Origin of the sequence: Streptomyces sp. CA-106110, assembly GCF_050936285.1 — a bacterium.
Classification (GTDB): domain Bacteria; phylum Actinomycetota; class Actinomycetes; order Streptomycetales; family Streptomycetaceae; genus Streptomyces.
The window spans coordinates 2,237,849-2,256,426 of record NZ_JBNJNB010000001.1 but is presented as its reverse complement, the minus strand read 5'-3'; the positions used below and the strand labels follow the sequence as shown (position 1 = coordinate 2,256,426).

General features: G+C 70.6%; 13 protein-coding genes. 10 read left to right on the top strand and 3 right to left on the bottom strand.

The window, feature by feature from the left end:
- The first annotated feature begins 70 nt into the window (after positions 1-70).
- Both ACQEXA_RS10445 and ACQEXA_RS10440 read left to right on the top strand, forming a co-directional pair.
- Positions 71-2,230: a zinc ribbon domain-containing protein gene (locus ACQEXA_RS10445; protein ID WP_433129505.1), complete on the top strand. Its 2,160-nt coding sequence runs from the start codon at positions 71-73 to the stop codon at positions 2,228-2,230.
- A 238-nt stretch (positions 2,231-2,468) separates the two neighbouring features.
- Positions 2,469-3,404: a LysR family transcriptional regulator gene (locus tag ACQEXA_RS10440; protein WP_359411234.1), complete on the top strand. Its 936-nt coding sequence runs from the start codon at positions 2,469-2,471 to the stop codon at positions 3,402-3,404.
- Between the two features lie 209 nt (positions 3,405-3,613).
- Here the strand turns inward: ACQEXA_RS10440 and ACQEXA_RS10435 are convergent, their stop codons facing one another.
- The gene (locus ACQEXA_RS10435; protein WP_432935137.1) at positions 3,614-5,206 is read right to left on the bottom strand and encodes a FadD7 family fatty acid--CoA ligase; all 1,593 of its coding nucleotides are present in this window, start codon (positions 5,204-5,206) and stop codon (positions 3,614-3,616) included.
- Positions 5,207-5,474: 268 nt separating this feature from the next.
- Here ACQEXA_RS10435 and oxc point away from each other — a divergent pair, with 268 nt between their 5' ends.
- Together oxc and frc are read left to right on the top strand one after the other, a co-directional pair.
- A complete protein-coding gene (gene oxc / locus ACQEXA_RS10430) occupies positions 5,475-7,226 on the top strand; it encodes an oxalyl-CoA decarboxylase (protein WP_432935138.1) in 1,752 nt (583 codons plus the stop codon).
- Between the two features lie 251 nt (positions 7,227-7,477).
- Entirely contained in the window at positions 7,478-8,734 is a 1,257-nt protein-coding gene (gene frc / locus ACQEXA_RS10425) for a formyl-CoA transferase (protein ID WP_432935139.1), read from the top strand.
- A gap of 148 nt (positions 8,735-8,882) precedes the next feature.
- Here frc and ACQEXA_RS10420 read toward each other — a convergent pair whose 3' ends face one another.
- Positions 8,883-9,323 carry a PAS domain S-box protein gene (locus ACQEXA_RS10420; protein ID WP_432935140.1) on the bottom strand — a complete coding sequence of 147 codons (441 nt, stop codon included), beginning with the start codon at positions 9,321-9,323 and terminating at the stop codon, positions 8,883-8,885.
- 259 nt (positions 9,324-9,582) lie between these two features.
- Positions 9,583-9,945, bottom strand: a complete 363-nt coding sequence (locus ACQEXA_RS10415; RefSeq protein ID WP_433129503.1) for a hypothetical protein — start codon at positions 9,943-9,945, stop codon at positions 9,583-9,585.
- Between the two features lie 425 nt (positions 9,946-10,370).
- Between ACQEXA_RS10415 and ACQEXA_RS10410 the strand changes: the two genes are divergently transcribed.
- The 6 genes from ACQEXA_RS10410 to ACQEXA_RS10385 all read left to right on the top strand — a co-directional run bounded on the left by ACQEXA_RS10410 (position 10,371) and on the right by ACQEXA_RS10385 (position 18,556).
- Entirely contained in the window at positions 10,371-11,630 is a 1,260-nt protein-coding gene (locus tag ACQEXA_RS10410) for a serine hydrolase domain-containing protein (protein WP_432935142.1), read from the top strand.
- Between the two features lie 421 nt (positions 11,631-12,051).
- The gene (gene fusA, locus ACQEXA_RS10405) at positions 12,052-14,145 is read left to right on the top strand and encodes an elongation factor G (protein ID WP_432935143.1); all 2,094 of its coding nucleotides are present in this window, start codon (positions 12,052-12,054) and stop codon (positions 14,143-14,145) included.
- Between the two features lie 386 nt (positions 14,146-14,531).
- A complete protein-coding gene (locus ACQEXA_RS10400; protein ID WP_432939766.1) occupies positions 14,532-15,986 on the top strand; it encodes a hypothetical protein in 1,455 nt (484 codons plus the stop codon).
- 190 nt (positions 15,987-16,176) lie between these two features.
- Positions 16,177-16,710: a hypothetical protein gene (locus tag ACQEXA_RS10395; protein WP_432935144.1), complete on the top strand. Its 534-nt coding sequence runs from the start codon at positions 16,177-16,179 to the stop codon at positions 16,708-16,710.
- 227 nt (positions 16,711-16,937) lie between these two features.
- On the top strand, positions 16,938-17,741 hold the full coding sequence (locus tag ACQEXA_RS10390; protein ID WP_432935145.1) for a DUF2690 domain-containing protein: 804 nt from the start codon (positions 16,938-16,940) through the stop codon (positions 17,739-17,741).
- Between the two features lie 143 nt (positions 17,742-17,884).
- Positions 17,885-18,556 carry a hypothetical protein gene (locus ACQEXA_RS10385; RefSeq protein ID WP_432935146.1) on the top strand — a complete coding sequence of 224 codons (672 nt, stop codon included), beginning with the start codon at positions 17,885-17,887 and terminating at the stop codon, positions 18,554-18,556.
- Positions 18,557-18,578: the final 22 nt, after the last annotated feature.

The following is an 18,578-nucleotide window of genomic DNA, read 5'->3' as shown; positions in this document are numbered from 1 at the left end:
TTGCCGTGCTGGTCTAACTGCGGACAGGTGACGGCGTCCGGCATGAGGCGAAGAAGGAGGTGGAGCATCGGTGACCGCAGAACTGTGTGAGACCGCGGCCTCCTTCGATGCTGCTCCTGCTCGTCGATACCGGGGAAGGAACAAGGGGAAGCGCTGGACGCGAGGCGCGGACATCGAGCTTGCGGTGATCCGTCTGCCGCTGGATGTCCACGATCCCGGCGCCCGGCACCGGACCGAGGGTCTGTTCTGGGCGATGTGGTCCGTCAAACGCGCACTGCAGCGTGATGGGCGGGATGCCGTCGACGCGTACTGGGCCGGCGATGTCCGCCGCGAGAGGGACGCGAAAGTCTGGCGGCTTCAGCTGGGTCTGTCCCGGGAAGGGATGGAACGCCGCGCCTACCGGCACATGGAAAACTCCAGGCACCTCGCCCATCACGTCACCAAAGCACTGGTGATGCACCAGGCCGACGAGGTCTTCGAGACTTCCGTGAGCCGGCATCTGTTCTTGGACTCTTCCGGCCGCAGGCACGGCCGGCCCCGCGCGGGCCGGTGGTGGGACTACACCCGCATCCCAGGCCGCGCCCGATCCCACACCATCTCGCGGAAGTGGGAGACCTTCCGGCTGCACGGCACCCTGGCCGGGCACCTGGACACCTACCGGAACCGCAACCTCGACCATACGGTCACCACCCCGGAGCAGGCTGCCGCGCTTTCTGCAGGGACCGGGGTGCTGGAGCAGCCTCGGCATCTGCCTGCTCCTATGCGCCCTACGGGACGTATTCAGACGGGCGAGGTGACGGCGAAGGGTACGACGAAGACGCGGGCCGCGACGTGGTGGGACCACACCGGGCCTTTGGTCGTCGTGTTCACCGGCGGCGCCGGTTCACGTCGTGGTGACCTGGTCCTGTCCGTCCGGCTGCCCTCGGGTTCGGGTCGCTGGCCGCGCCTGGTGCACTTCCTGACCAATCCCGGTACCTGGCACAAGATCGACCTCGTGCGCCGCCGCGACACCTCAGCGCCGGGCGGGTGGGCCTACGAAGCCCACCTGATGGTCCTGAGCGGCGGCTACGCGTCCCCCGCCACGAAGGCCCGGCGTGCGGCGGCGGCCGCACTCGAGCGGGTCGGTGGCATCGACGGCAACGTCTCCAACCTCTCCATCGTCTCCTTCCCCCACACCTTCGACCCCGCCGACGGCGACGTCGAAACAACCCGCATCGAGCCCAGCGACGCGGAGCTTGCCGCGCTGGCGAAAGCCCGCCGCAAGGACCGCGGCCGCAGGCGCGCCCTGGACCGCTCCCGCCGAGCGTCCAACCCCGGCCAGTACCGGCCGTCGAAACGCCAACAGGCCCGGGCCGAAAGGCGCCAGGCCGCGGGCCTGCCCGCCCGGGCCGTCGAAACGCCCGGCGGGGCAAGGGCAGCGAACAAGGCTGGGGTGCCCAAGCAGCCCTACCGGCGCGACAGCCTGTCAGCCGGCTTCCGGCTCGACCGGGCTCGCCTTGCCGAAGCCGCCGCCACCCAGGCTGCGGCAAAAGACCACCGCGCCCGCCGCATCGCCGAAGAGATCACCGCCGAGCACGGCGCGAACCTGATCGTCGAGGACTGCGATATCCGCACCTGGTACCGCAGGTGGGGCAAAGCACTGCAGGCCACCACACCCGGACGGCTCATCACCGCTCTTGGCCGGGAATGCGAGAAGACCGGCGGGCGGATGCTCCGGGCCTCCACCTTCACCACCACACTCTCCCAGACCTGCTTCTGCGGCGAAAAGGTCGTTAAAACCCTCGCCGACCGCATCCACCACTGCCCCGCCTGCGGGCTGACCGGCGACCGAGACAAGGTCTCCGCCGCCCTCTGCGCCCACGTCCACCTCACCGACCCCGACCACCCAAGCACCGCGCGCCTGGACACAGTCCAGGCGCGCCACACACAGATCGTGTTCCATGAAGGGCTGCAAGAAGCCCTGTCGAGTCAACCGCAGCGCCGTGCCCGCCCCAGCCGGGGCCGCACCCACGCGGCAGCCCACAAGCCGGATGCTTCCGGCCGCGGGCCTCTGCTCGACAAAACACCACCACCCGGTACCGGACTTACCCCGAATGAGACCCGACCCGCCAACGAGCGGCACAAGGCCCACGTCGGAACAGCCGGCTGCACGGAGCCGGCACGCCACCCAGCCATGCCAGCCCCGCACAGACATCGGGCGGACATCACAGCATTACGTGATGGCTCTTAGCGCGGACCGTTGCGGCAGTACCGGTGCGGCACAGCCGCATCCGCCGCAACGGCTCTGGGGCAGGGGTGTACCAGAAGACCCCGGCGTGTCGCGCTCGTGTGCCGGGCTGATCACACGGCATCTTGTCCGCCTTCGGCCGGCTCAGGGATGATCTTCCCGTCCCAGGTGCCGGCCGGTGCGGGCGGCCCTGTGACTCCGCCGGAGGCCGGGCGCGGCCCCGGGCAGAGAGGAGTCGTTCATGCTGTTCCGCCAGCTGGAGTACTTCGTGGCGGTGGCCAGGGAGAGGCACTTCGCCCGCGCGGCCGAGGCCTGCTACGTCTCGCAGCCCGCGCTCTCGGCGGCCATCGCCAAGCTCGAGCGGGAGCTGAACGTCACGCTGATCAACCGGGGCCACAACTACCAGGGCCTGACCCCGGAAGGGGAACGGCTCGTCGTGTGGGCCAAACGGATCCTCGCCGAGCAGGACGCCTTCAAGGCCGAGGTGGCGGCGGTCCAGTCGGGCATCACGGGCACGTTGCGGCTGGGTACGGAGCCCACGGCGTCGACGACGCTGGCGCTGCCCGTGGCCGCCTTCTGCGCGGCCCATCCGCTGGCCAAGGTGCAGGTTCGCTCCCGGCTGTCGACAAAGGAGCTCCTGCGCCAGCTGCGCGAGTTCGAACTGGACGCGGCGATAGCCCACTTCGCCCCCGGCGACCGGGAGAACCTCCAGGTGATGCCTTTGTACGAGGAGAGGTACATGCTCCTGGTCTCGGGCGACCATGTGATCTCCCAGACCAGCACCATGACATGGACGGAGGCGGCCCAGCTCCCGCTCGCGCTGCTGACGCCCGACCACCGGATCCGCGAGCTCATCGACAGCGTGTTCGCGGACAAGGGGGTCGTGGTCACCCCCCAGGTGGAGACGGACTCGATCGCCTCCCTCTACGCACACGTGGGTGGCGGCGAGTGGGCGAGCATCGTGCCGCACTCATGGCTGCGGGCGATGCCGGTCATCGGCAGGACCAGGGCGGTGCGCCTGGTCGACCCCGACGCCAGGGCCCAGGTCTCGGTGGCGATCCACGCGGCGACCCCCGGTTCGGTCGCCGCCCGTGCCTTCGTCAACGCGGCGACGAGCCTGTCGCTCGACGACTTCTTCGACCAGCCGCTGCCCACCGAGCACCGGGTGGTGCGGTGACACGGCCGCTCGGGACACCTGGCGACGGGCGCGGCGAGCGGGGAGCAGCCGTCACCTGAGCAGCCGGCGGGGTGAGCGGAAGCGCTGCATGTGGCGCAAGCCCCGTGTGGCGAGAGCCGCGCGTGTGAGGCAAGCCCCGTGTGACGGAAGGCCGGTGTGGAGACGGAAGCGCGCGTGACGGAAGCCCCTGTGAGACACAAACCCGGCCGTCATTGCGCGTACCGGGCCTCCACCGCCCGCCGGTCGAGCGCTCCCTGGGCCGTGTGCGGCAGCGCGGCGACGACCTCGATCCGGTCGGGCACCTCGAAGGCGGCCAGCCGGTCCCGGCAGTACTGCAGGATCTCCTCGGCCCCGACGCCCTCGCCCTCGTGTACGACGACTGCGGCGCCCACAAGCTGGGCGTAGGCCGCGTCCGGCACGGCGAACACGGCCGCCTCGGCGACTCCGGGGCATCCGGCGAGGATGTCCTCGACGTGCTCGGGAGAGACCTTCTCGCCCCCGCGGTCGATGAGGTTCTTGATGCGCCCGCGGAGGTACAGGTGGCCGTCCTCGTCCAGCATGCCGAGGTCGCCGGTGCAGAACCAGCCGTCGGTGAACCTGCGCGCGGTCTCGGCCGGGTCGGCGAGGTAGCCACGCGTGACGGTGAGTCCCTGCACCCACACCTCGCCCTCCACACCGACGGGACAGGTACGCCCCCTCGTGTCCACGACACGAAGCTCCACTCCGGTCGGCCCACCGACCGACCCCTGCTTCAGGGGACCCCGCTGGTGCAGCGGCTCACTCGTTGCCTGGTGCGTGGCCTCGGTCATCCCGTACGCGGACAGCAGGGGAGCGCCGAGCGTACGCTCAAGGGCCCGCTGCGTGGCCGTGTTGAGCGGGGCGCTGGAACTGCGTACGAACCTTAGCGGCGGGACCCGCGGCCCGGGGAACTCGATCGCGGAGCTGTCCAGCAGGATCTCGTGGACGGCAGGGACCGCGGTGAACCATGTGGCGGTCGCGTCCCGGAGGTCGGTCCAGAACGTCCGGGCCGAGAACCGGCCCCGCTCCGGGAGCAGTACGCACCCTCCGCTGGCGAGTGTCGCCAGGAGCGCCGCGAACAGCCCGTGACCGTGGAAGAACGGCATGACCGCGACCGTCGCGTCGCCGGGGCCCAGCTCGTAGGTGGCGCAGATGCCCCGCACGGAGGCGGCCACGTTGGTGTGTGTGAGCGGGACCATCTTGGCCCGGTCGGTGGTGCCGGCGGTGAACAGCACGAGGGCGTCATGGGCGCGGAGTTCGTGTGCCGCGCCATGGACGCGCCGTACGGTGCGGGCGCCGGTGTCCAGGAGGGCCGCTGCCGTACCGGCACGCGACACCTCGACCCGCAGGGGCCAGACCGGGACCTGGACCGGTTCGGCCGGCCCGGCGTCGGCCGCCGGGGGACCGGCGAGGACCGCCTGCGCGCCCAGCGCCTCCAGCCGCGCGGACAATTGTGATGCGGGCAGGGCGGGATCCATGGGCGCGACCACCAGCCCGGCACGCGCCGCACCCAGCAATGCGACCACGAACTCGGCGGTGTTGGCGCAGATCAGTCCCACCGCGTCGCCGCGGTCGAGCCCTGTGCGGCCGAGCCGGGCCGCCACGTCGTCGACCAGGGTGGACAGGGCGCGGTAGGACAGCGGGACCCGGTCTCCGGTGACGACGAGGGCCCCGGCGTGCGGACGGTCGCGTACGTGCCGGTCGAGGACATCGCTCAGGCCCGCGATCGCCGGGGGCCGGTACCGGTCCGCGTTGCGCACCGATGCCGCGGCCGGAACGGCCATGACCCCACCTCCTCGTGCGCCTTCCGATGAAGCAGTCCTCTGCGAGCCTGCGGTGGCGCAGAGCACCCGTCCAATACGCGCTTGCGAACGCCCGATAGCAGCTGTTTATCAAGGGTGTTGAAGGGCCGTGCGGCCCGCCCCGACCAGGGCTCGATAGATGCTGTTTATCGGCTGGTCGTCGATGGGTCTTGGACGCGGCGATGCGCGCTGCGGAAGGTGAGAACAGAAGCCGCAGCAGCACGACTTGTCCCAAGGAGGACCTCGGACCATGACCGCCCCCTCACCACTGGAGACCGCGGCGAACGCCGACGTGCCGGCCGAGCTCACCGATGGGTATCACCTGGTCGTCGACGCGCTGAAGATGAACGACGTCGACACCGTCTACGGGGTGGTCGGCATCCCGATCACCGACCTGGCCCGCCTCGCACAGGCCCAGGGCATCCGCTACGTCGGCTTCCGTCACGAGAGCAACGCGGGACACGCGGCGGCGGCGGCCGGGTACCTCACGAAGAAGCCCGGCGTATGCCTGACCGTGTCGGCACCGGGTTTCCTCAACGGGCTGGTCGCGCTGGCGAACGCCACCACCAACTGCTTCCCCATGGTGCAGATCTCGGGCTCCAGCGAGCGCCACCTGGTCGACCTCAAGCAGGGCGACTACGAGGAGATGGACCAGCTGGCCGCCGCGCAGCCGTTCTGCAAGGCCGCGTACCGGGTGAGCCGGGTGGAGGACATCGGCCGCGGTATCGCCCGCGCCCTGCGCACCGCGATCTCGGGGCGTCCCGGCGGTGTCTACCTCGACATCCCGGCCGCGGTGCTCGGCGCCATCATGGACGCGGAGGAGGGAGCGAAGACGCTGAGCCGCCTCGTCGACCCCGCGCCGCGCCAACTCCCGTCCGCCGAGGCCGTGGACCGGGCGATCGAGCTCCTGGCCGGCGCGCAGCGGCCGCTCGTGGTGCTCGGCAAGGGCGCCGCGTACGCACAGGCGGACGCCAAGATCCGCACGTTCATCGAGTCCACCGGCGTGTCGTACGTACCGATGTCGATGGCGAAGGGGCTGCTGCCCGACGACCACCCGCAGTCGGCGGCCACCGCCCGCTCGCTCGCGCTGAAGAAGGCCGACGTGGTGATGCTCGTCGGCGCGCGCCTCAACTGGCTGCTCAACCACGGCGAGGCGCCGCAGTGGAACCCCGACGCGAAGTTCATCCAGGTGGACATCGAGCCCAAGGAGATGGACAGCAACCAGCCCATCGCCGCCCCGCTCGTCGGTGACATCGAGTCCGTGCTCGACGTACTGGCGGAGCGGACCAAGCCGGGCCAGATCGCGGCCCCCACGGCCTGGCGGGAGGAACTGGCCGCACGCTCGGCGCAGAACGTCGCCAAGATGGCGGAGCGCCTCAAGGCCGATCCGCATCCCATGCAGTTCATGGGTGCCCTGAAGGCGGTACGCGATGTCGTGCACGAGCGCCCCGAGACGTACATCGTCAATGAGGGCGCCAACGCACTGGACATCGCGCGCAACGTGATCGACATGCAGGTGCCGCGCCACCGCCTCGACAGCGGCACGTGGGGCGTCATGGGTATCGGCATGGGCTACGCCATCGCCGCCGCCGTGGAGGGCGGAGCGCCCGTCGTGGCCGTGGAGGGCGACAGCGCGTTCGGCTTCAGCGGGATGGAGATCGAGACGATCTGCCGCTACAACCTGCCTGTCGTCACGGTCATCATGAACAACGGCGGTGTCTACCGGGGCGACGACGTCAACCCCCTCGGTGACGCACCGTCCCCGACGACCCTCATGCTCTCGGCCCGCCACGACCAGATGATCGAGGCGTTCGGCGGCAAGGGCTACCGCGCGACCACGCCCGCCGAGGTCACCGCCGCCCTCACCGAGGCGCTGGAGTCGGGCGGCCCGGCGCTCATCGACTGTGTGATCGACCCGTCGGCCGGCACCGAGAGCGGCCACATCTCGCACCTCAACCCCAAGGGCATCACGGTCGGCAACATCGCGCCGGCGAAGAAGTAGCGCCTGCGACGCGCGCGCCATCGACGCGTGCGTCGCCGGGGCGATCCCGCCGACGCGAGTGCCGGCGATCCCGGGGCCCGCGAACCGCGAACTCGGCGTCCGCGGGGCTTGTAGCCCGAGCACCCGCAATCGGAGGGCCTACCGCCCCCGGACTCGCCGTCCTGAGGCCTGCCGTCCGAACGCCTCCGAACCCCGAACTCCCTTCCCGCACACCCACCCTCGCACCAGAGCATTCAGGAAAAGGAAGCCACATGAGTGAAAAGCCGCTCGCCGGAATCAAGGTGATCGACTTCACCGGGGTCCAGGCCGGTCCCGCGTGCACCCAGATGCTCGCCTGGTTCGGCGCCGATGTCATCAAGGTCGAGCGCATCAGCGGCGGGGACGTGACCCGCCGTCAGTTGCGTGACATCCCTGACATCGACGCCCTCTACTTCACCATGCTGAACAGCAACAAGCGCTCGCTGGCCATCAACACCAAGACCGCCGAGGGCAAGGAGGTCATGGAGAGGCTGATCCGCGAGTCGGACATCCTGGTCGAGAACTTCGCGCCGGGCGCCATGGACCGTATGGGCCTCGGGTGGGACTACATCCACGAGCTGAACCCGCGCCTGATCTTCGGTTCCGTCAAGGGCTTCAACGACGACTCCAAGTGGAACGACCTCAAGGTCTACGAGAACGTCGCGCAGGCCGCCGGCGGCGCCGCGTCCACCACCGGTTTCTGGGACGGCCCGCCCACCATCAGCGGCTCGGCCCTCGGTGACAGCAACACCGGTATGCACCTGCTGGTCGGCCTGCTGACCGCGATCATCCAGCGCAACCAGACGGGCCTTGGGCAGAAGGTGTCGGTGTCGATGCAGGACGCCGTGCTCAACCTGACGCGAGTCAAGCTGCGTGACCAGCAGCGTCTGGCGCGGGTCGGCTACCTGGAGGAGTACCCGCAGTACCCGCACGGCGAGTTCGGCGACGCGGTGCCCCGCGGCGGCAACGCAGGCGGCGGCGGCCAGCCGGGCTGGATCCTGAAGTGCAAGGGCTGGGAGACCGACCCCAACGCCTACATCTACTTCACGGTCCAGGAGCAGAACTGGGCCCGCACCTGCGAGGCCATCGGCCACCCCGAGTGGAAGGAGGACCCGGAGTACACCTCCGCCCGGGCCCGCCAGCCGCACATCATGGAGATCTTCGGCGAGATCGAGAAGTGGCTCGCCGACAAGACCAAGTACGAGGCGGTCGACATCCTGCGCGAGTGGGAGGTGCCCTGCGCCCCCGTGCTCAGCATGAAGGAGCTCGCCGAGGACCCCGACATGCGCAAGAGCGGCACGATCGTCGAGGTCGACCAGAAGGAGCGCGGCACCTACCTGACGGTGGGCAGCCCGATCAAGTTCTCCGCCTTCAAGCCCGACGTCGCCGGCGCGCCGCTGCTGGGCGAGCACACGGACGAGGTGCTCGCGGACCTCGGCTACGACGCGGACTCGATCCGCAAGCTGCACGAGAACGAGGTCGTCGCCTGACCCGAACGACCAGGGGTGCCCTGCGCGCGAGTATCGCGCGCAGGGCACCCCTGCGTATGAGGCGACGTAAGCCGAACGCCCACCCGGCGGGCCGCAGACGCGAGGTCGGTCGACTGCGGCCCGCACCGGGTGTGTGTCGCCGGCGGCGTCAGACAGCCGTACCGGCCGAGGCGGACTGAAGCTGCCGGCGGATCTCCTTCTCCCGGGCGCGTCGCGCGGTGACGTCCCGGATGACCGCTCCGACGTGACTGGCGTTGCCGTCGGCGTCGGTCAGCATGACCACGCTGAACTCGATGGAAATGGTCCTGCCGTCCGCGGTCACTGCGGGAACCGCCAGGAGGTCGTCCTGCCCGTACTTGCTGGACCCACTCGCCATGGACGCATCGAAGCCGTCCCAATGACGCCGCTGGTGCTTCTCGGGGATGATCGCGTCCAGGCTCTGCCCGGCAACCTCGGCCGCCGAGTATCCGAAGATCCGCTCCGCCCCCTGATTCCAGTAGCGGATCAGCCCTTGACGGTCGACGATCACGATGCCGTCGGGTGCCTGGGCCGCCATGTCCAGCACCACCGCAGCGTCCAGAAGTTCCATTCCGCGTCTCCTTCGAGCGGGGCGAAATCGATCCGTGTGTGCAGCATACAAAATACGGTATCCACCCGAACATGGGCCAGGTTCGGACGGCGATGGTGTGGTGATGGGAAAGGGCGAAGGCTCCCCACCCGCGCCGCGCGGTGAACGGGCCAACATGTATCGCGACGTTCGCGTTGTCGCCTGCAGGGTGCCTCTGTTCGTCGGAGTACTGCGGCTGCGATGATCAGCCAGCGGATCTGACCGAGGTCGACGAGAGCCGTCACGCCGTCCGCATGAGCCGTTCAGCGTGCTCCAACTCGTCCCGCCGGACGGCGCTGGGCTGTGCTCCGCAGAACTCCCATCGCGTGGTGACACCGTCCGGACCCTCGAACACGGCCCGGGAGAGAGCGGTTTCGATCCGGCTGCGGACGTCGGCCTCGGATTCGGGTTCGGCAGCGAACAGCACGCGCAGCGTCACCTCGTCGCCAGAGCGCTCGGCCGAGGTGTGGTGCGGCGCCAGCGGGCACGGAGGCTCGTGGTCCCAGTGCCCGCACAGCGCGACCGTGATCGCTGCACCAAGGGTTCGTACATCACCGTCGGCTGCCATCCGGACGGCCGCGTCATGGGCACATGCTCGGCGCACGGGCTCAGTATGGACCTGGACATCGAGGCGCGTCGTGGGACACGCCCCCGCCGCCCGCGACCAGATCATCGGCGGCATGGTTCTGCCTGACGCCTGGCCTGATCGGACCGCAACCCGTGGCGAGACGGTGAATCCGAGCAATGGGGGACTGCCAATGTCACCCGTTCGGCGGGACTCGCCGTCGGCCGGCTCATGACCCGTTTGGGGGTTGCGGGTACACCGGCCGGAGATCTGCATCGCCCCGCCGCGTCACGTCGCGCGCGCCGCCGCCCCGCGCCGATCAGGGCCTTGCATCCCGCCTCGGGGTTTCGGCGTGCGCCCGGCACCGACGGGCGGGGGAGTGCGGTCGCTCATAAGCTCGGTTCCACCTCGCGGCTCGAGTCCCACGACCCGGCCGTCTTCCGCGGCTCACCTGGAGTCAGTCCATGACGCATGTGCGCAGACGGTTGCGCAGTGGGGCCAAGACCGCCGCCATGGTGGGGGCGCTCGCGCTGCCGGTCGTGGCGGGGGCCGCGTTCGGCGTGCCCGAGCCGGATGCCACCGACGTGCCCGTCGCCGTACCGCACACGTTGCCGGATCAGGGGCCCGATCCCGGGGTGTTGCAACTCACCTCCGCCGTGAAGGAACGGCTAGACGACGCCGTTCAGGGGGTCATGCGCGAGGCCGACGTGCCCGGTGTGACCGTGGGGCTGTGGACGCCCGACCGGGGCAGTTATGTGCGGTCGTTCGGAGTCGCCGACCAGCGTGACGGGCGGTCGATGGCCGCGGATCTGTACATGCGGATCGGCAGTGAGACCAAGACCTTCACCGTGACGGCGTTACTCCAGTTGGCCGACCGGGGCAGGGTGCGTCTTGACGACCCCATCGCGAAGTACGTCGACGGTGTGCCGAATGGAAGCAGGATCACTCTGCGTCAGCTGGCCGGGATGCGCAGTGGCCTGTTCAACTACACCAGGGACGAGACCTTCAACAAGGCGCTGACCTCCGATCCGAAGCGGTCCTTCACACCGCGGGAGCTGCTCGGCTACGCCTTCGGGCACCCCGCCCTGTTCCCGCCCGGGGAGAAGTTCGACTACAGCAACACCAATCTCGTCCTGCTGGGCCTGGTCGTCGAGAAGGCCGGTGGCCTGCCGCTCAGGGACTTCATCCGGAAGAACGTGCTCGCACCGGCCGGGCTGGACCACTCGGTTTTCCCGGCCGACGCCGCGTTTCCCGTTCCGCACGCACAGGGGTATACCGACCAGACCGCGAGCGGGAAGGTCGAGGACGCGGCCGACTGGAATCCGTCGTGGGCCTGGGCGGCCGGCGCGATGATCTCCGATCTGCGGGATCTGCGCACATGGGCGCGCACGGTGGCCACCGGCACACTTCCGGACGGCGGCACCCTCGTCAGCCCCGCTGTGCAGAAGCAGCGGCTGACCACGCCATCGCCTCCGGAGCCGGGCTCCGGGTACGGCCTCGGCATCTTCAACGTCCATGGCTGGATCGGGCACAACGGTTCCATGCCGGGATACGGGTCCCTGACCGTGTATCTCCCCTCGTCCCAGGCGACCCTGGTCGTCCTGCTCAACACCGACATCGACCACGACGGCGAGGAGCCCAGCACCCTCTTCGGCGAGGCCATCACCGCCATCGTCACGCCGAGGCACGTCTTCGACCTGCCCGCGCAGCCCACGGACCGCTGAGGGTCCCCGCCGCGAATAATCCGGTGCCGAGCGGCCGTCCCGCTTCCTACACTCACCACGTATCGCGCGCCGCCCCGTCCTCGCGGCGCGTGTCATGACGAGCGAGGGGAGCCCGGCCGTGCGTGAGCGCACCGCTGTCGTCGTCCCCTCGTCACGCTACGAGGTGATCCTCGTGTCCTCGTTCGTCCGGTGCCGGCTGCGCGGCCGGAACCGGATGCACGGGACGAACCTCTGACCTCTGTCCGCCCCCGCCCATGCGTGCCATGGCGGGCCCGAGCGGATGTCGGAACCCGTCCCGGTCACGGACGCGTTGTGCGGGCGTGCTGCTCCGAGCAGGACGCCACGACCTCCAGGCAGGAGGGCACCACGTGCGTCCTGCAATCGCGCCGCCCCGTCGGATCATCCCGAAAGGCCCTGGGCCGTGCGCACCGACCTGCACCGTCAATCCATCAGTCCCCTCACCGCCGTTCGCAACCTGGGCATCCTCGCCCACGTCGACGCCGGTAAGACCACCGTCACCGAGCGGATCCTGTACCTGACCGGGACCACGCACAAGCGCGGCGAGGTCCACGAGGGCACGACCGTCACCGACTTCGACCCCCAGGAGCGCGACCGTGGCATCACCATCTTCGCCGCCGCCGTCAGTTGCAGCTGGGACGGCCACCGGATCAACCTGATCGACACCCCGGGCCACGTGGACTTCGCCGACGAGGTGGAGCGCTCGCTGCGTGTGCTGGACGGCGCGATCGCCGTGTTCGACGCGGTCGCGGGTGTCGAGCCGCAGAGCGAGTCCGTATGGCGGCAGGCCGACCGGTACGCGGTGCCGCGGATCGCCTTCGTGAACAAGCTGGATCGCGCCGGCGCCGACCTCGACACCGCGGTCGACTCCATCAGGCGGCGGCTGCATCCGGCCCCGCTGGTCGTCCAGTTGCCGATCGGCGCGGAGGACGGCTTCACCGGCGTGGTGGATCTGCTGCGTATGCGATCGCTGATCTGGACGGACGGCAGCGACACGGCCGAGGTGGGCCCGGTGCCGGACGCCTTGCACGACGAGGCGCTACGACGCCGCAGGCTGCTGGAGGAGGCCGTGGCCGAACTCGATCCCTCGGCACTGGAGGAGTTCTGCGCGCGCTCCACGCTGGACGAGCGGACCCTGCGTCGTGCGCTGCGTGAGCTGACCCGGACCGGTGAGGGCGTGGTCGTGCTGTGCGGTTCCGCCTACCGCAACCGGGGAATCGAACCGCTGCTCGACGCGGTCGCGGACTACCTGCCCTCGCCGCTGGACGTGCCCGCGGTGCGCGGCACCGTGGGCGGCGCCGAACAGGAACGCCCGGCCGACCCGGCAGCGCCGTTCGCGGCGCTGGCGTTCAAGGTGAACGCGGGCGCCACAGGCCGGCTCACCTGTCTGCGCGTCTATTCGGGCACGTTGAGGAAGGGAGACACCGTGCTGGACACGAGCACCGGGCGCACCGAGCGGATCGCCCGGATCCTGCGGGTGCGGGCCGATCGCCACACGGAGCTGGAGACGGCCGTGGCTGGGGACATCGTCGCGGTGATCGGGCCGAAGCGGGCCCGCGCCGGTGCGACGCTGTGCGCACCGGGGTCACCGCTGGTCCTGGAACCGCCGGTGGTCGCCGATCCGGTGGTCTCCGTCGCGGTCGAGGCCCGCAGGAGCACCGACAGCGACCACCTGGTCCCGGCGCTTGCACGGCTGGTCGAGGAGGACCCCTCGCTGGTCCTGCGGACCGACGCCGAGACCGGTCAGACGGTGCTGTCCGGCATGGGCGAACTGCACCTGGAGGTGGCGGTCGAGAAGGTCCGCCGCGCCCACGGTCTCGACGTCAACGTCGGCCGTCCGAAGGTGACATACCGGGAGACGGTCGTCCGCGGGGTGGCAAGTCAGCTGTACCGCCACGTCAAACAGGACGGCGGCGCGGGGCAGTTCGCGCATGTGGTCCTCGATGTGGAACCGCTGGAGGCGGAGGGAGACGGTGTTGCCGCGAGCGGATTCGAGTTCCGCTCGGTCGTCGTCGGCGGCCGGGTGCCGCAGGAGTACGTCCGGGCGGTGGAGGCCGGATGCCGGGACGCCCTGGCGGAGGGGCCACTCGGCGGCCATCCGGTGACCGGGCTGCGTGTCGTCCTGACCGACGGCGCGACCCATCCGAAGGACTCCTCGGAGACGGCGTTCCGCACGGCTGGCCGGCTCGGGCTGCGTCAGGCGCTCAGAGTCTGCGCCTTGGTCCTGCTGGAACCGGTGGCGGAAGTCACGGTCACTGTGCCCGACGACGCGGTCGGCTCGGTGCTTGGTGACCTGGCGGCACGCCGGGGGCGGGCGTCGGGCACGAAGGCGCAGACGGGCACGACGGTGATCACCGCCACCGTGCCGCTGGCCGAACTGTTCGGCTACGCGACCCGGTTGCGCAGCCGCACTCAGGGCCGCGGCGCCTTCACCACCCGGCCCGCCGGCCATGCCCCGGTCCCGGGGTCGGTGTCTGACGGGACGTCGGCCAGGTAACCGGGTCCCGCTGAGGGGTCGGCCCCGCTCACGGGCGGGGCCGGCCTCCGATCGGACGGTGGCCTATTGCCCCGGCGACGGTTCGGTCCTGCGCGCGGGAGACCGGTGCCTGACGGATGCCCCCAGCACTCCGCTGCACCGCTGACCCGGTGACGGTTCCTTCGAGAGCGGGACCCTCACCGGGTCAACGGGCAGGCATCCCCAACTCCCCTCCGTCATAAGTCATTTCATCCTCCACGTCGTGGCCCACATCACACCCTGCGGTGATCGGAATGTGCATGCGGCTTCACACCTTCATGGCATGCTCACATCTTGTTACTCGCCGGTATTTCTGAACCGGCGGGTCTTTTCCGCTACCCCCCACCACCTCAGGACAGGTCTTGCGTATCCGCAAGTGGCGCCTGCGGGCCGTCGTGCCCGCACTCACAGCCTCCGCACTCCTGCTCGCCTCGGGCTGCTCGTCCGGCCCCGGTCCGTCCTCCGCCTCCGACGCCGCGCGCGCCGGACAGGCCGAGGCCGCCGTGCAGGCGACCAGCGGCACCGATCGCCCGCTCGCCGTCGCCGCCGCACCCGCCGCGACGCCGACCGCACTCGCCCGGCCGGGCAAGAGCGGCGGACAGGCCCGGCAGAGCACGCTCAAAGTAAGTTCGTACGACCGTCACACCCGGCGGGCCGTCATCTCCCATACGAGTAAAGGAACTGTTCATCCGTCAGGTACCCCCGCCACAACGACTCCTTCGAGTTCCCCGAGTGGCCCCTCCGAGTCGGGGCGCATCGCGGTCGGCGACGTGATCGCCAGCGCGCCCGCGCCCGGCGCCCCGGACGGTCTGCTCGCCAAGGTCACCGAGGTGCTGGGCGAGAAGGGCGACGGCACCGAGGTGCAGACGGCGCCGACCACCCTCGACGCCCTGCTCGGTGACGACGATGCCAAGGGTGCGGTGCCGGTGGACCCGGCCTCCTTCGACATCGAACGGGTGCTGCCCGATGTGAAGGTCTCCTGGGCCAAGACGGGCGACCTCCACTCCGGACCCGAGGGCACGAAGGTCCCGCTGGGCAGCCTGCGCGTGGACGTTCAGGCCGATGTGCCCGTGGCCGCGGGCGCACCGGTGTCGGCGGACGCGACCGTGGCCGGATATGTCCAGGTCGCGCCCGAGGTCGACTTCTCCTACGGGGGGAGCGGTTCGGGCGCCGCCGCCGGGGAGGCCGGGCCCGCCTCGGCGTACCTCGGGGTCTCGGGCGACTGGACCTCGCAGTGGTCCCTGAAGGGCCGGGCCTCGGCGTCCGCCGAGCCGGTGCGGGTGCCGTTCGCCAAGCTCCACGCCGATCCCGTCCTCCAGGTCGGCCCCATCCCCGTTGTCGTCAACCTCGATTTGACCTGCTACTTCGAGATCAGCGGCGACGGCAGAGTGACCGTCTCGGTCGAACAGGACCTCAAGGGCGACTTCAAGGCCGGCGGCACCTTCGGCGTGGCCAAGGGCTGGACGCCCGTGAACGAGTCGACGATGACGAGCACCCCGGTCCGCGCCTCCGTCACGACCGCGGGCGGCGTCAAGGCGGTCCTCGGCGCGGAGGCCGCAGTGGGTCTGTACGGCACGGTGGGTGTCACCGCCGACCTCGCACCGTATCTGCGGGGCGAGGCCTCGGCGACCGCGACGGCCGCCGCCGGCTCGGGCACCCAGCCCACGGCCGGCGTACTCGGGTCATGGGCCCTGTACGGCGGTGTCGATCTGAGCGGGGCGCTGCAGGTGCAGTTGGCCGTCTTCGGTACGCCTGTTGTCCGGCACACCGTTCCGCTCGGCGCACTGCACCGGGAGTGGAGGCTCGCCGGCAGCAGCGCGTAGGAGCGGCGCGAGCACGGCAGGGCGGGCGTCCCGGGCGGGTGGGGACGCCCGCCCGTGCTACCCGTCCCGTCCCGTGGGACGTCCCTCGCGCTGTCCGGAACAGCGAAACGGAATTCCCGGCCGCCGCCACGGAAACGCTGGGCGTCGTGAGATCACGCTTCGTGATCGCACTGTCAGCACGGAGGTTTCCATGATTCGTCGGACACTGCAGGGCGGCCTGGTGGCCGCGGTCGCGCTCTTCGCGCTCGTGCCCACGGCGGCCGTGGCCGTCGAGGGCGACCAGGCCATTCCGGCGCCGGTCGTCGCGACGGTCCCGCACCGTCCGCACACGCTGCTCCCCGTCGCCCCCGCCCGGCACGCACCCGTCCGTCACCGGGCACACCACTCCAAGCGGTGCCACCACCACCTCAGGCACGCACGACATCTCCGTCACGTTCGTCACGCGAGCCGCATCCACCACATCACCGGCACCGCCTACCACCGCCGTGCCGTGCGGGTCGTGGGGCACGTGACCACGCGGCACATCCGGCTGAACATCCGCTCCGGTCCCGGTCTCGGGTACCGGGTGGTCGGCCACCGTCACGCCCAGGGCCGGCTGTTGCTGGTCTGCAAGAAGCACGGCTCGTACATCTACGGGAACGGGCGCTGGTACAGGCTCGCGGGTGGAAGGGGGTATGTGTCCGCCCACTACGTCCGTGTGCGGAGCGCCGTGCCCTGGTGCTGACGCGCCCCGCCCCGATCTCTCCCGAAGATGCGGTCTGCCCGGACACCCGAGGGTGTCCGGGCAGGCTGTCTGTGTGTCACCGACCCGATGGTTTCTCGATCTCTTTCCGGAGCCAATGTGTGGCTGCCCTACATTGTCGGGAACACATCCCGACAACAGGGGCGAACCGCCCAAAATAGAATCGGCGTTGAGGGACAGGTCATGCGACATCCCCAAGGACCCAGACCGTGAAAGCCGGCGCAGCACGGGCGGCGTGGGTCTCGCGGTCGGCGGCCACCCCGCCCCCGCAGACGGACGGGCCGTTCGTGACGGAACTGCGCGATCTGAAGGAACGAACCGGTCTCAGCCTCGCGGCCCTCGCCGCGCGCACCCCCTACAGCAAATCCGCCTGGCACCGGTATCTCAACGGCGCTCAGCGGCCTCCCCGTTCGGCGGTCGAGGCGCTCGCCCTGCTCGCCGGCGCGGATCCCGGCCCGTTGCTGGCCCTGTGGGAGACGGCCGACCGTCCGCCCGCCGTGGATGCCCCGGCCCGTCACGAGGAACCGGGACGATGGCTCCTCAGGCTCCGCCGACCGCCGCTCACCGCACTCGCCCTGATCGTCACCGTCGCCACCGTGTCCATGACCCTCGTCACGGCCCACCGCTCCGGTGCGCCGGGCGGGCGACAGGTGGCGGCCTCGCCGAGGTGCCGGGGCACCTCCTGTCAGGGGCAGCTGCCCGACGTCGCCGCATGCGACCGGGACGCACAGGCGAAGAGCTCGGTCCGGGCCGCCTCCTACGCGGTGCGGCTGGAGTACTCCCCGTCCTGCGGCGCGGCCTGGGCCGAGGTCCAGGCCCAGGCCTCGGACGCCCGCGTCATCTCCGTCCGCTCAGGGCGTGACGTGCTGTCGGCGGCGTACGGGGACGGTTCCGGCGGCACGGCGAGCCCCATGCTCGCCGTGGCTTCACCAGAAGGAGTGGAGGCGTGCGCCGAGGTGGACGGCAAGCTGGCGTGCACCGGCCTGGACGCGCATCCCACCGGCGAGCACTGAGCCGATGATCCCACTGCAGTTCATCTCCTGGTGTACGGCGTGTCCTCGCACTTCCGCTGACGGATGTCCTACATGTTGTAGGGTTTGGCTCGTTCGTCCGCCGGCCGGCAGCGGCCGGCGCGTTGTCGCCGATCGGGAGAGCCGTGCAGGAGCCAGACGAGCCGTCACCCGTGAGCGGCCCGGTCTTCGAGTCGGTGGTGGACCGGGCCCTGGACCATCCGCAGGTCGCGGCCGCGATTGGCGCCGCCCCCATGCGCGAGTGGCTGCGCTCGCAGGCGCTTCAGGCGCGCGATCGGCTGACCGGTGCCGCGGCCCATGAACTCGACCGCTATCTCGCGCTCCGTGCCGCCGCGGTAGCGCGCCGGCGGCGTCGGTCACGCGACGACAACCGGGCCGAGAGCAGACTCCTGCCCGTGTTCGCGGTGCTGGTGCCGAGCCTCGGCGCCGCGGCCACCGGTGTCTTCCTGCTGTGCGGATTCGGCCTCCGGGCCTTCGCCGTGCGCCCGCACATCGGCGACGGGCTCGTGATGGCCGGGGTGATCGCCGCCGCCGTGACGGCGGGAGCGGCCCTCGGGGACCTCGGCTGGATTCTGGCGACCCGCGCGCGCTGCCGGAACGGCCGCGACGACGACCGGGCGGAGGCCGATCCCGAGGTGCGCAGTGCCCGTGCGGACTGGGAGCGCGCCCTGCTGGAGCGGGCACTGGTGCCGTTCTTGCTCGCGCATGTCGATCTCGAGCTGGCGGACCGCGGGCCCGCGGAGGGCGAGCCTGTGGGCTTCGAGCGGGTCGTGGGCGCGGAGGAGCGGGCCCAGTAGCGCTACCACGGCTCCCCGCACG

Coding starts and splice junctions, on each gene's coding strand:
- frc (WP_432935139.1), top strand. CDS start 7,478: ATGAGTGAAAAGCCGCTCGCCGGAATCAAGGTGATCGACTTCACCGGG.
- ACQEXA_RS10410 (WP_432935142.1), top strand. CDS start 10,371: ATGACGCATGTGCGCAGACGGTTGCGCAGTGGGGCCAAGACCGCCGCC.
- ACQEXA_RS10435 (WP_432935137.1), bottom strand. CDS start 5,206: ATGGCCGTTCCGGCCGCGGCATCGGTGCGCAACGCGGACCGGTACCGG.
- ACQEXA_RS10420 (WP_432935140.1), bottom strand. CDS start 9,323: ATGGAACTTCTGGACGCTGCGGTGGTGCTGGACATGGCGGCCCAGGCA.
- ACQEXA_RS10395 (WP_432935144.1), top strand. CDS start 16,177: ATGATTCGTCGGACACTGCAGGGCGGCCTGGTGGCCGCGGTCGCGCTC.
- ACQEXA_RS10440 (WP_359411234.1), top strand. CDS start 2,469: ATGCTGTTCCGCCAGCTGGAGTACTTCGTGGCGGTGGCCAGGGAGAGG.
- oxc (WP_432935138.1), top strand. CDS start 5,475: ATGACCGCCCCCTCACCACTGGAGACCGCGGCGAACGCCGACGTGCCG.